We start from the raw sequence: 12,475 nt of genomic DNA, 5'->3' as shown, positions 1-12,475 counted from the left end.
TTCAAGGAGCATCATGCGTCCCATCCGCATGCCCGTTCACCTGCCCAGACGAGCCGGCGCCGCCACGCTCGGCCTCGGCGTCATCGCCGGCCTGGCGCTGCTCACCGCCCCCACCGCGAGCAGCCACGGCTACACCGACACCCCCATCAGCCGCCAGAAGCTCTGCGCCAACAAGACCGTCGCCGACTGCGGCCCGATCCAGTGGGAGCCGCAGAGCGTCGAGGGCTACAAGGGCTTCCCCGCCGCCGGTCCGGCCGACGGCCGGATATGTTCCGGCGGGCACAGCGAGTTCGCGCAGCTCGACGACCCGCGCGGCGGCGCCTGGCCCACCACCAAGGTGACCAGCGGGCAGAGCTACGGCTTCCGGTGGCAGTTCACCGCCAACCACTCCACCACCGACTTCAAGTACTACGTCACCAAGAACGGCTGGGACCCCACCAGGCCCTTGACCCGCGCGTCCCTCGAATCCCAGCCCTTCCTCACCGTCACCTACAACGGCGCCCGGCCCGACATGACCACGGTCCACCAGGGCACCATGCCGAGCGGAAAGACCGGCCGGCACATGATCCTGGCCGTCTGGACGGTCAACGACACCGCCATGGCCTTCTACTCCTGCTCCGACGTTCAGTTCTGACGAGACGTCAGCTACCCTCCGGCGGCATGCGGACGACACCCGAAACCGTCGCGGAGCTCATAGCGCGCCAATGGGGCGACCACCGGCCGGGGCTGATGTACGGCGGCAGCACGCACACCGCCGTCCTCAGCCGCCACCGGAGCGCCCAGGAGGCCGCCGCGCGCGCCGCACTGCTCGTCGACCTCCTGCCGGCGGACCAGGGCGCCGAACCGCACATCGGGGTCCTGCTCGACAACACCCCCGAGTTCCCGTTCTGGCTCGGCGCGGCGGCCCTCGCCGGGGCCGCCGTCGCCGGGATCAACCCCACCCGGCGCGGTCCCGAGCTGGCGCGCGACATCCTGCACACCGACTGCCGGATCCTGGTCACCGAGCGCGCCCACCTGCCGCTGCTGCGCGGGCTCGACCTGCCCGGCGTACGGATCCTCGTGACCGACTCCGAGGAGTACGCCGCCCTGCTCGCCCCGTACGCGGGCGCGAAGCCGGGCGAGGCGGTGCTCGCCGCCCCCGCCCCCGGCTCCCGCTTCCTCCTCTACTTCACCTCCGGCTCCACCGGCGCCCCCAAGGCCGCCCTCTGCAGCCAGGGCCGGCTGGCCGCCGCCGCGCACTCGCTGGTCCGGCAGTTCTCGGTCACCGCCGACGACGTCCACTACGTCTGCATGCCGCTCTTCCACGGCAACGCGGTCATCGCCGACTGGCTGCCCGCCCTCGCCGGTGGCGCGGCCGTGGCGCTGCGCCCCCGCTTCTCGGCCTCCGCGTTCCTGGCCGACGTCCGCGCGTACGGGGCGACGTACTTCACCTACGTCGGCCGGGCCGTCCAGTACCTGCTGGCCACCGAGCCCCGCCCCGACGACCGCGACCACTGCCTGCGCCTCGGCTTCGGCACCGAGGCCGGCGCGGTGGACGCGGCCCGCTTCGCCGAGCGGTTCGGGGTCCGGCTGGTGGAGGGGTACGGGGCCACCGAGGGCGGCGCCTCCGTCCAGCGCACCCCGGACACCCCGCCGGGCGCCCTGGGCCGGGCCGGGGCGGGCGACGACCTGGCGGTGATCGATCCGGAGACGGGAGCGGAGTGCCCGCCGGCCGTCCTGGACGGGCGGGGCCGCCTCCTCAACGGCTCCGCGGCGATCGGCGAGCTGGTCAACCGCGGCCGGAGCCTGTTCGAGGGCTACTGGCGCAACCCCGAGGCGCAGGCCGCGCGGACCCGCGACGGCTGGTACTGGACGGGCGACCTCTTCTTCCGCGACGCGGACGGCTTCCTCTACTTCGCGGGCCGTACGGACGACCGGCTGCGGGTCGACAGCGAGAACCTCGCCGCGGCGGTGATCGAGAACGTCCTGGCGCGCTGGTCCGCAGCGGCCGCGGTCGCCGTGTACGCGGTGCCGGACGAGGTGGCCGGCGACCAGGTGATGGCGGCGGTGGCCCTGGAGGAGGGGGAGCGGTTCTCGCCGGAGGCGTTCTCCGCGTTCCTGGCCGCCCAGCCGGACCTGGGCACGAAGATGTCCCCGCGCTACGTCCGGATCGTGGAGTCCATGCCGGTGACGGCGACCAACAAGATCCACCGGGCCGCCCTGCGCCGCTCCGGCTTCCGCTGCCCGGACCCGGTCTGGTGGTCCCCGCCGGGCGGCTCCGGCTACCGCCTCCTGGGACCGGCGGACCTCGCCGGGCTGCTGGCGGCGTACGCGGCGCACGGCCGGGGCGAGCTCCTGGAGCGCTGATCGGCGATCCGCGGCGCCCCCCGGGTATTGGTTTTGAGCACCCCTGAGGACCAGGTAGTATTTTCTCTGTCAGGCGCCGCTAGCTCAGTTGGTTAGAGCAGCTGACTCTTAATCAGCGGGTCCGGGGTTCGAGTCCCTGGCGGCGCACCTGTACTTCGGGCGGTTCCCGGTTCACCGGGAACCGCCCGAAGTGTTTTCCGGTTCCGCTCCGGCCTTCCGCGCGTCACGGCCGCCCGGGCCCGGCGCTCGCGGCCCGGCCCTCAGAGCGTGAGCGACAGCAGCAGGGGCGCGGCCTTCCGGTTCAGCGCCTCCGCCGCGGCCCGCAGCCGGTGCGCGTGCTCGACCGGCATCGACAGGGCCAGGCAGCCCACCGAGGCCCCGGCCGTGATCGGTACCGCGGCGCAGACGGTGCCCACCGCGTACTCCTGGAGGTCCAGCACCGGAACCGTGGCCGGCTGGGCGTCCAGCTTGGAGAAGAGGATCCGCTCGTTCACGATCGTCTTCGACGTGAGCCGGGCGATCTTGTGCCGCGAGAGGTGGTCGCGCCGCCCGTTCTGGTCGAGCTGCGTCAGCAGGCACTTGCCGACCGCGCTGGCGTGCGCCGCGGAGCGGAAGTCGACCCACTCGTGCACCTTCGGGGTGCGCGGGCTGTCCGCGAACTGCGTGATCTTCACTTCGCCGTCCACGTACCGGCTGATGTAGACCGCCGCGCCCACCGAGTCCCGGAGCCGGTCCAGGGTGTCCTGGAGCTTGTTCTGGAGCGCCTGCTGCCGGTCTATGCCGGAGCCGAGCAGCACCAGGGAGTCGCCTATGGCGTAGGCGCCGTCGGACACCTGGAGTACGTACCCCTCGCGGCGCAGCATGAGGAGCATGGGGGCGAGATGGACGGCGGGCAGGCCGGTCTCGCGCGCGATCTGTACATCGGTCACACCGCCGGTGTGGCGGGCGATCGTTTCGAGTACGCGCAGGGCGTACTGCACCGAGTGGAACGGCGCGGTCGGCTCGGGCTTCAGCGCCACGGTTTTCCCCCTAGCAGGTTGTTACCGCTTGCCCTACCACGATAGCCATCAAGAGGCCCACGTGGAGCGCCTGTTGATGAGATTGATGGCTCGATCACGCCCTCCTGCCTCCGTCTACTCCGCTGGCATATGCCAAGGTCACGCCCGCTGCCCGCGAACGCCGGGAATGCCCGCGCGCCGCCGATGGTTCGAGTTCTTCGTACGGACGGCGAAGCGAGGCGGGAGCGACTATGAGTGACACCGGGGACGCGGGTCGGGGTGCGGACCGGGACGGCCGCGAAGATCCCGGGGGCCGCCGAGGCGGCGAGGATCCGATCCGGGGCGCGATACGCGGCCACGCGCCGGTCCCGCTCTCGGTGCTCGACCTCGTCACGGTCGGCAGCGGCAGTACCGCCTACGACTCCCTGCGTACGAGCGTCGACATCGCCCGCCTCGCCGAGTCCCGCGGCTACCACCGCCACTGGGTCGCCGAGCACCACTCCATGCCCGGCGTGGCCAGCTCCTCCCCGGCGGTGATCCTGGCCCACCTCGCCGCCCACACCTCCCGCATCCGGCTCGGCTCGGGCGGGGTCATGCTGCCCAACCACGCGCCGCTCGCCGTCGCGGAGCAGTTCGGCACCCTGGAGGCGCTCGCCCCGGGCCGGGTCGACCTCGGGCTCGGCCGCGCGCCCGGCACCGACGGCCGCACCGCCGCGGCCCTGCGGGGGAGCGGCCGTCTCGACGAGGCCGCCGAGGAGTTCCCCCGGCAGCTCGTGGAGCTCACCCGCTTCCTCGACGACGACTTCCCCGACGGGCATCCGTACGCCCGCGTCCACGCGGTGCCGGGTCCCGTGCAGGGCCCCGCCGGGCGGCCGCCGCTGTGGCTGCTCGGCTCCTCCGGGTTCAGTGCCCGCCTCGCCGCCGAGCTCGGCCTGCCCTTCGCGTACGCCCACCACTTCTCGGCGGCCGGCACCCTGCCCGCGCTGGACCTCTACCGGCAGACCTTCCGCCCCTCGGCCGTACTGGACGCCCCGTACGCCGTGATCGGGGTCTCGGCGCTCGCCGCCGACACCGAAGGGCAGGCCCGCGCCCAGGTGCTCACGGGCGCGCTGTCGATGCTGCGGCTGCGCAGCGGCCGGCCCGGGCTGATCCCGACGCCCGAGGAGGCGGCGGCGTACGGGTTCTCCCCGCTGGAGCGGGAGTTCGTGGACGGCTGGCTCGCGAACGTCGTCCACGGCACGCCCGACGAGGTCCGCTCCGGGCTCGACGACCTGGCCAAGCGGACGGGCGCCGACGAGCTGATGCTGACCTCCAACGCCCACAGCGGGGCGGCCCGGTTGCGCTCCTACGAACTCGTCGCGGACGCGTACGGGATGCCGGTGGAGACTCCCGCGAGCTGACGGACGGCACGGACCGCCGTTCGGCTGGTCTGTTGCCGCAACCTTGCGCGGAGATGTCCATAAGACAGCCTTAAACCGCTCGTCACCCGGGGTGGCGAGCGGTTTTTCGTATGCGCGCAGGGCTCTGACGAGGGGATTTGCCCGGCGAGTGGTCTAGTCCTTCTTTGGTCCAAACCATTGACTCGGACCTCCGGTGATCGCTATCACTTCTCCCACCCGAACCTCTCGCTTCCCCCTCCCACCCCCCGGAGGCAGTTCATGCACATCCGTAAACCCCTCATCGCGGCCGCCGCCACGGCCGCGCTGGCAGCCGGAGCGATGGCGGGCTTCGCGGGGCTCGGCACCGCACAGGCCGCAGACTCCGCCACCGCCGCGGGCGGCGGCAACGTGAAGATCGCCTACTACGACCAGTGGAGCGTGTACGGGAACGCCTTCTACCCCAAGCACCTCGACACCCGCGGCATAGCGGGCAAGCTGGACGTCATCAACTACTCGTTCGGCAACATCCACCCGACGAACCTCACCTGTTTCGAGGCGAACAAGGCGGCGGGCGACGACAACAACCCCAACGCCGGTGACGGCGCGGGCGACTCGTACGCCGACTACCAGAAGTCCTTCAGTGCGGCGGACAGCGTCAGCGGCGTCGCCGACAAGTGGGACCAGCCGATCGTCGGCGTCTTCAACCAGTTCAAGCAGCTGAAGGCCAAGTACCCGAACCTGAAGATCAACATTTCGATCGGCGGCTGGACGTACTCGAAGTACTTCAGCGACGCGGCGAAGACCGACGCCTCCCGCAAGAAGCTGGTCTCCTCCTGCATCGACCAGTACATCAAGGGCAACCTGCCGGTCGAGGGCGGTTACGGCGGCCCGGGCGCGGCGGCCGGCATCTTCGACGGCATCGACATCGACTGGGAGTACCCCGGCTCCTCCGGCGGCCACCTGGGCAACCACTACGCCCCCGAGGACAAGCAGAACTTCACGCTCCTGCTCAAGGAGTTCCGCGAGCAGCTCGACGCCTACGGCGCGGCCAACGGCGGCAAGAAGTACCTGCTGACCTCCGCCCTCCCGGCCGGCCAGGACAAGATCAAGTACATCGAGACGGACAAGATCGGTTCGTACCTCGACTACGCGAACATCATGACGTACGACATGCACGGCGCCTGGGACGGCGACGGCCCGACCTACCACCAGTCCCCGCTCTACTCCCCGGCCGGCGACCCCACCGACCCGATCGCCCCGGGCACCGAGAAGTACAGCATCGACAACGCCATCGACTCCTGGATCGACGGCAAGCCGGCCTACGGCATCGCCGGCGGCTTCCCGGCCGACAAGCTGACGCTGGGCTACGAGTTCTACTACCGCGGCTGGAAGGGCGTCCCCGCCGGGGCGGCCAACGGCCTCGCGCAGAGCGCGACCGGCGCCTCCGGTGCCCGGCCCACCAGCCAGCAGGCCGGCATCGCCAACTACAAGGAGCTCGGCGGGATCGTCGACAACCCGGCGACCACCTTCTGGGACGACCAGGCCAAGGCCTCGTACTTCTACAAGGACGGCGAGTTCTTCACCGGCCTGAACCAGAAGGCGATCCAGGCCCGGGTCGACTACGGCAAGCAGCGCGGCCTGGCCGGCGCGATGATGTACTCCCTGCTCGGCCTGGACGACAACACCACGCTGCTGAACCAGATCTCGGGCGCACTCGGCGGCACCACGCAACCGCCGACGACCCCGCCCACCACGCCCCCGACGACTCCGCCGACCACCCCGCCCACGACGCCGCCGACCACCCCGCCGACCACGGGCTGCGGCTCGACCCCGGCGTACGTCGCGGGCACCGTCTACACCGGTGGCCAGGAGGTCTCCTACAACGGCCGCAAGTACAAGGCCCAGTGGTGGACGCAGAACGAGACCCCGGGCACCACGGGTGAGTGGGGTGTCTGGAAGGACCTCGGCGCCTGTTGATCTCCCCCCACCCCGCGCCGAGCGACGCCCCCGCCCCGCCCCGCACTCCGGGTGCGGGGCGGAGGTGTGTCACAGGGTCGGACGCGGCGCTCGGCGCGGACGGGACGTTCCCCCGGCGAGGGCTGCCGCCGGCGGTCAGACCTGGTACTGGCCGACCGTGATGAAGTACCGCAGCTCCTCCGGCGTGCCGTCCATGGCCTTCTGGGCCGCCGCGCGCAGGGCGTCGCTGATGCCGGGGCGGGCCAGGATCCGGCCGACGGCGACGCGGTCGTCCTCGGCCTGGGCGAGCCGGAAGCCCGTCTTCAGGAAGGCGGCCCGGTCGGCGGCGGTGCCGTTCATGGCCTTGTTGGCCTCCCGCTTGACGCCCCTGCCGGTGGCGGGGTCGGCCAGGATCTTGGCGATGGCGACCATGTTGTCCTCGTCCTGGGCGATCGCGAGGCCGGTGGTCAGGAAGGCGACCCGGTCGGCAGCGGTGCCGTCCAGGGCCTTCTGGGCCTCGCGCTTCACGGCCTTGCCGCTGGCGGGGTCCGCCAGCAGCTTGGCGATGGCGACCGCGTTGTCCGCGTCCGAGTCCTGGATCGTGGCCACCGCCGCGGCGGTGGGCGCGGCCGCCGTGCCCGCGGCGAAGGACGGCGTGGAGAGCAGCAGGACCGGGGCCAGCGCGGTCGCGGTCAGGACGAGTGCGGCTCGGGTCGGATTCATGGTTCCCCCTCGATCGAACGGATCGCGCCCCGATCCGGGGCAGCGACAAGATCGTTGCAAGGGTATTCAGGCGCACCGGCTCCGGTAGGCGGATTCCGGTTATGGCCGAGCGATCGTGACCGCCCTCTCCACGGCTTCAGGCCCCGGGGTGGGTGCCGATCATCTCGGCGATCAGCTCCGGGGCCACCGCGCGCGAGTACAGCCAGCCCTGGCCCGTGTCGCAGCCGACGCGGCGCAGCCGGGCCGCCTGGCCGGCGGTCTCCACGCACTCCGCCGTCACGGTCAGCCCGAGCCGGTGCGCGAGCTGCACGAGGGCCTCGACGATGGTCTCGTCGGCCGGGTTCGGGTGGGTGCCCTCCTCGTAGCGGAAGCCCCGTACGAAGGAGCCGTCCAGCTTCAGCACGGACACCGGCAGCCGGCTCAGGTACGCCAGGTTCGAGTACCCGGTGCCGAAGTCGTCGATGGCGATCCGCACGCCCATGTCGCTCAGCGCCTGGAGGGCCTGGAGCGGCCGGCCGGCGGAGCCCATCACCGCCGACTCGGTCAGCTCCAGCTGGAGCAGCTGCGGGGCCAGTCCGGTCTCGGCCAGGATCCCCGCCACGTCGCCGACGAGGTCGGAGTCCCACACCTGGCGGACCGCCACGTTGACGGAGACGAAGACCGGGGAGTCGCTGGGCCGCTCGATCTGCCAGCGCCGGGCCTGCCGGCAGGCGGTCCGCAGCACCCACCGCCCCAACTGGACGATGGACCCGTCTTCTTCGGCGATACCGATGAACCGATTCGGCGTCAGCGTGCCGAACTGGGGGTGGTTCCAGCGGACCAGTGCCTCCACCCCGCGCACCGCCCCGCTCTCCAGGTCGACGAGCGGCTGGTACTCCAGCGCGAACTCGCCCCGCTCCACGGCCGGCCGCAGGGTCGAGGTCAGTGCCTGGCGGGTCATGCGGTGCGCGTTGCGCTCCGGGTCGAACAGCGTCCAGCGGGCCTTGCCGTCCGCCTTCGCCCAGTACAGGGTCGTGTCCGCGGCCTGCATCAGCCCGGTCGCCGAGGTCCCGTCCGCGGCCCGCTCCACCACGCCGATCGACGCCGAGACCGACAGCCGCTGCCCGGCCAGGTCGAACGGCTCCTGTACGGCGGCCAGTACGCTGCGCGCCAGGTCGGTGAGCTGCTCGGTGCCGGTGGAGTCCTCGACCAGCAGGGCGAACTCGTCGCCGCCGAGACGGGCCACGAGGTGCCCGCCGGTGCGCCCGTACCCGGACTGGTCGGCGCACTGCGTCAGCCGGGCCGCGACGGCGGTCAGCAGCCGGTCGCCGACCCGGTGTCCCAGGGTGTCGTTGACGGCCTTGAACCCGTCGAGGTCGAGGTAGCACAGGCCGATCCGCCCGGTGCCGCCCTGCTCGTACGAGGAGGCCTCCAGGGCGGCGGAGAGCCGCTCGAAGAACAGCGCCCGGTTGGGCAGCCGGGTCACGGGGTCGTGCATCTGGAGGTGGCGCAGCCGGGCCTGGAGGTCGCGGCGGTCACTGATGTCGGCGACGGACAGCAGCACGTCCCGGGTGCCGGGCACGGGTCCGAGGGTGACCTCGGTCCACAGGGAGTGCCCGTCGGGGTGTTTGAGCCGGCGGGTGCAGCGCAGTCTGGCCTGCCGGCCGCGGAGCACCTCCTGGTACGCCTGCCAGGTACGGGCCTCGGCACCCAGGTCGACCAGGTCGGCCGCGTTCTGCTCGACGAGCGCGTGCGGCTCGCTCCCGAGGAGCCCGGCCAGCGCCTCGTTGGCGGCGACGACGTGGCCGGAGCGGTCGACGACGGCCATCGCGAGGTGGGCCGCGTTGAAGGCGGCCCGGTAATCGCGCAGGTCGGACTCGGTGCGGGTCGGCGTTGTCGGCATGGCCGGCACTGTTTGGTGACGCTCCGTAATGGCCGATCGGATGCTGTCGGCCGCCGAACCGGTTCCCTCTGAGGTTCCGCTCACCGTTGGCTCCCGCAGTGCTCGTGAGTGTCCGTGCAGGAAAGTGTGCCGATCATAGAGGCACCGTACGGCCCTATCCAGCGGCGTCGCCGTGCGGGGCACGGGACTTCGGCGTGCTGACGCCCCGCCGGACGGATCCCGGGCGATCGTTTCTGCACGCCTCTGAGCAGCGAAAGCTCCTCGATGATCTCCGGTGATCGGTCGTGACGTTCTGTAGGCATGTGGGTGAACCCCCGAGTCACCGGCTTGCCGTAGCGCTCACTCGTGTGGGGCAGCGGAACAGGGCATTAGTAAGACAATCGCCTCAGGGTGGGACGAGAGGGTACGAATCCACCACCGGAGGTCGATGTGCCGCGACAGGAGACACCCGGGGGAGTGGAACGCTCCCGCATGAGAAGCACGGCGGCGGCGCTCACCTCCCTGACGGCACTCGCCGCCATGTCGCTCGTCGCGGGTCCCGCGGTCGCCGATCCGGGGGCCGGGCCGTGCGCCCTGGCCCGCACCTCGGCGCACCACTCCCTGGGGCTCGACACCTGGAACCGCTCCTACCCCAAGCCGGAGCGCACCCTCCACGCGGTCATGGTCTTCCTCTCCTTCCCCGACCACCGGACCACCCTCACGACCGAGCAGCTGACCGGCGACTACTTCCCCGCGACCAGCGACTTCTTCGAACGGGCCTCGTACGGGAGGTTCCGTCTGGAGCCGCACCCGCAGGAGCGGTGGATCCAGATGCCCAAGCCGTCGACGGCGTACGGGATACAGCGTGACTGGGCGGCCCAGGACCGGGCGGCCTACCTGCGGGACGCGGTCGCGGCCGCCGACCGGGAGGTGGACTTCTCGCAGTACGACGTCGTGTACTTCGTCGCCGACCCGGACGCGCCCGGAGTGGACTCGGACGCCACCAAGGTCGTCAACTTCGACCGGCCGATCCGGGCGGACGGGACGGACCTGCGGCGGATCGTGACCGTCTTCGAGCGCCACCCGCCGGACCGCAACGTCCTCGCGCACGAGACCGGGCACGTCTTCGACCTGCCCGACCTCTACCACCGGCCGACCGACGGCAAGGGCGACTGGGACACGTACGTCGGCGACTGGGACGTCATGGGCAGCCAGTTCGGGATGGCGCCGGACCTGTTCGCCTGGCACAAGTGGAAGCTCGGCTGGCTGGACTCCTCCCAGGTGGACTGCGTGCAGTCCGGCTCCTCGCTGCACACCCTGCTGCCGCTGGCCCAGGCCCCGGCCCCCGGCGCCACGGGCGGGACCCGGCTCGCGGTGGTCCGTACGGGCACCGGGAGCGCGATCGCGGTCGAGGCGCGGGGCTCGGCCGGCAACGACGGGGACACCTGTACGGAGGGGGTCCTGGTCTACCGGGTGCGCAACGAGGCGGCGTCGGGCGGCGGGCCGATCGAGGTGCTCGACGGGCATCCGGGTTCGGAGGCCTGCTGGGACCGCTCGGTGTACCCGCCGCTGGCGGACGCGCCGCTGGAGGTGGGGGAGTCGTTCACGGTGCCGGGCGAGCGGATCAGGATCGAGGTGGCGGACCGGACCCCGTCGGGCGCGTACACGGTGAAGATCACCACGTAGTGGGGTTCTGCCGGAACGCACGCCGGAACACGAAGAAGGCCCCCACTCGCGTGGGGGCCTTCTTCCGTCTGTGCTCGCGTGGGGGCCTTCTTCCGTCTGTGCGCCGCCAGGGACTCGAACCCCGGACCCGCTGATTAAGAGTCAGCTGCTCTAACCAACTGAGCTAGCGGCGCTTGCTGACGAGGAAGACATTAGCAGGCGGATGGCCGGAAGGAAAAATCGATATCCGCAGCTCGGGCGGCGCGGAGGTACGCCCACAGGAGCGCCTCGGGTCCCGGCAGCCAGGGGGTGCGGGTGTCGGGGGCGACGACCCAGCGGGAGGGCCCGGGGGTGGCGTCGAGCGGCGGCACGGTGACGGCGTCGCCGCGGCCGTGGCACAGCGGCGCGGGCACGGAGCCGCCCCACTCCTCCCAGGCGAGCAGCGCGGGGAGGCGGTGCGCGGTCCCGGTGGAGGTGAACAGCAGCATCCGCCCGCGGTGCACGGCCACGGGCCCGGAGCCGGGGCCCTCGGCCCAGAGCAGGTCGAGCATGCGGCGGCCGAGGACGAGCGGGACGTTGACGACGTCGAAGGCGGTCCCGCAGGGCAGCACGGCGGGGGCGGTGGCCCGGGCCTCCCAGCGCGCGAGGGTGCTGTGCGGGTGGGCGGACGCGGAGGCGAGCCAGGCGGCGCCCTGGGGGGTGACGTGGGTGGCGGTGCGTGCGTCGTGCGGGGCGGGGCAGGCGGGTGCCGTCGTCAGTGTCGTCAGCGTCGTCATGCGGACCGGTCTACCGGGCGTAGCGATCCGGTTTCCGGGAGTTACGGAAAACCGGGACAGGGCGGGGGATGGTGGGCTATGTTGCGCCCCGCATATGCCAGGTGCGACGTCGAAAGCGATATCCGCCGCACCCGGCGGTCTCGGCTACGGGGTGTCCGGGCCCGCCTCGCGCTGGAGGGACTCGCCGAACTCGATCATCTTGAGCGCGTAGTCCTCGGTCCAGTCCGCCTGCGCGGCGATCTCGGCGGGCGGCACCCGGTCGAACCGCCGCGGATCGGCGAGCTGCGCGGCGGCCAGCGCCTGGAACTCCACCGCCCGCTCCTGCGCCGCCCGGAAGGCGAGCGTCAGCTCGGTGGCGCGGGCCAGCAGCTCCCGCGGGTCCTCGATCGACTCCAGGTCGAAGAAGTGCTCCGGGTCCGTGGCGGCCTCCGAGGGCTCGAAGAGCAGCGGCGCGGGCCGCAGCTTCCGCTCGGTCGTCCGCTCGGGCTCTGCCATGCGTGTCCTCCTGCTGCGCGTTCGGGATCCTTCCGGGCCACCCTCCATTGTCCAACGCCGCGCAAGAGCGCCGCCTTCGGGCCCGTCAGGGCCTCCGGGGCTGCACCCCTGGCAGCCCCGCCGGCCGGGCGGCCTCAGGGCTTCCAGGGGACCCGGTGTTCCGCGAGGTGGGCCAGGACCGAGTGGTTGGCCTCCCAGCCGTCCGGGGCTGTTTCATTGGCCGCCTCCGGCGGTGTGCCGGACTCCGTCCGGCGTCATGCCGCCGCCGGCCGGGCG

Annotated in this window: 9 protein-coding genes, 2 tRNA genes and 1 pseudogene; 6 read left to right on the top strand and 6 right to left on the bottom strand. The window is 72.0% G+C overall.

What is annotated here, in order from left to right; genetic code table 11:
- Positions 1–13 precede the first annotated feature (13 nt).
- The 3 genes from ADK52_RS16030 (at position 14) to ADK52_RS16020 (ending at position 2,493) form a co-directional block, all read left to right on the top strand.
- Complete coding sequence (locus ADK52_RS16030) at positions 14–634, top strand: lytic polysaccharide monooxygenase auxiliary activity family 9 protein (RefSeq protein ID WP_420714914.1); 621 nt, start codon at positions 14–16, stop codon at positions 632–634.
- Positions 635–660: 26 nt separating this feature from the next.
- Positions 661–2,346 (top strand): AMP-binding protein, encoded by a 1,686-nt coding sequence (locus ADK52_RS16025; protein ID WP_053690487.1) that lies wholly within the window; start codon positions 661–663, stop codon positions 2,344–2,346.
- 73 nt (positions 2,347–2,419) lie between these two features.
- Positions 2,420–2,493 (top strand) — tRNA-Lys (locus ADK52_RS16020).
- 113 nt (positions 2,494–2,606) lie between these two features.
- Here the strand turns inward: ADK52_RS16020 and ADK52_RS16015 are convergent.
- A complete protein-coding gene (locus ADK52_RS16015; protein ID WP_053690486.1) occupies positions 2,607–3,365 on the bottom strand; it encodes an IclR family transcriptional regulator in 759 nt (252 codons plus the stop codon).
- A gap of 230 nt (positions 3,366–3,595) precedes the next feature.
- On the opposite strand from ADK52_RS16015, the gene ADK52_RS16010 reads away from it, so the two are divergent.
- Positions 3,596–4,744, top strand: a complete 1,149-nt coding sequence (locus ADK52_RS16010) for an LLM class flavin-dependent oxidoreductase (protein WP_053690485.1) — start codon at positions 3,596–3,598, stop codon at positions 4,742–4,744.
- 258 nt (positions 4,745–5,002) lie between these two features.
- On the top strand, positions 5,003–6,700 hold the full coding sequence (locus tag ADK52_RS16005; protein WP_053690484.1) for a glycosyl hydrolase family 18 protein: 1,698 nt from the start codon (positions 5,003–5,005) through the stop codon (positions 6,698–6,700).
- A gap of 135 nt (positions 6,701–6,835) precedes the next feature.
- On the opposite strand, the gene ADK52_RS16000 is transcribed toward ADK52_RS16005, so the two are convergent.
- A complete protein-coding gene (locus ADK52_RS16000) occupies positions 6,836–7,402 on the bottom strand; it encodes an ALF repeat-containing protein (protein ID WP_053690483.1) in 567 nt (188 codons plus the stop codon).
- A 136-nt stretch (positions 7,403–7,538) separates the two neighbouring features.
- Positions 7,539–9,368 (bottom strand): putative bifunctional diguanylate cyclase/phosphodiesterase, encoded by a 1,830-nt coding sequence (locus ADK52_RS15995; RefSeq protein ID WP_420714913.1) that lies wholly within the window; start codon positions 9,366–9,368, stop codon positions 7,539–7,541.
- Positions 9,369–9,713: 345 nt separating this feature from the next.
- Between ADK52_RS15995 and ADK52_RS15990 the strand changes: the two genes are divergently transcribed.
- Positions 9,714–10,949 (top strand): M6 family metalloprotease domain-containing protein, encoded by a 1,236-nt coding sequence (locus ADK52_RS15990; protein ID WP_053690481.1) that lies wholly within the window; start codon positions 9,714–9,716, stop codon positions 10,947–10,949.
- 99 nt (positions 10,950–11,048) lie between these two features.
- Here ADK52_RS15990 and ADK52_RS15985 read toward each other — a convergent pair.
- The 3 genes and pseudogenes from ADK52_RS15985 to ADK52_RS15975 all read right to left on the bottom strand — a co-directional run bounded on the left by ADK52_RS15985 (position 11,049) and on the right by ADK52_RS15975 (position 12,199).
- Positions 11,049–11,122: transfer RNA gene (locus ADK52_RS15985), tRNA-Lys, on the bottom strand.
- A pseudogene (locus ADK52_RS15980) lies at positions 11,113–11,704 on the bottom strand (hypothetical protein). Before ADK52_RS15980 ends, ADK52_RS15985 begins: the two are co-directional and overlap by 10 nt.
- 144 nt (positions 11,705–11,848) lie before the next feature.
- Positions 11,849–12,199: a hypothetical protein gene (locus tag ADK52_RS15975; RefSeq protein WP_053690479.1), complete on the bottom strand. Its 351-nt coding sequence runs from the start codon at positions 12,197–12,199 to the stop codon at positions 11,849–11,851.
- Positions 12,200–12,475: the final 276 nt, after the last annotated feature.

The sequence above is a fragment of the Streptomyces sp. WM6372 genome, from assembly GCF_001279655.1.
Taxonomy (GTDB): Bacteria; Actinomycetota; Actinomycetes; order Streptomycetales; family Streptomycetaceae; genus Streptomyces.
This window is presented reverse-complemented; position numbering and strand designations above follow the sequence as displayed.

Excerpts from the sequence above, each read along its gene's own strand:
- ADK52_RS16010 (WP_053690485.1), top strand. The coding sequence starts at position 3,596 with ATGAGTGACACCGGGGACGCGGGTCGGGGTGCGGACCGGGACGGCCGC.
- ADK52_RS15975 (WP_053690479.1), bottom strand. The coding sequence starts at position 12,199 with ATGGCAGAGCCCGAGCGGACGACCGAGCGGAAGCTGCGGCCCGCGCCG.
- ADK52_RS16005 (WP_053690484.1), top strand. The coding sequence starts at position 5,003 with ATGCACATCCGTAAACCCCTCATCGCGGCCGCCGCCACGGCCGCGCTG.
- ADK52_RS16030 (WP_420714914.1), top strand. The coding sequence starts at position 14 with ATGCGTCCCATCCGCATGCCCGTTCACCTGCCCAGACGAGCCGGCGCC.
- ADK52_RS16000 (WP_053690483.1), bottom strand. The coding sequence starts at position 7,402 with ATGAATCCGACCCGAGCCGCACTCGTCCTGACCGCGACCGCGCTGGCC.
- ADK52_RS16025 (WP_053690487.1), top strand. The coding sequence starts at position 661 with ATGCGGACGACACCCGAAACCGTCGCGGAGCTCATAGCGCGCCAATGG.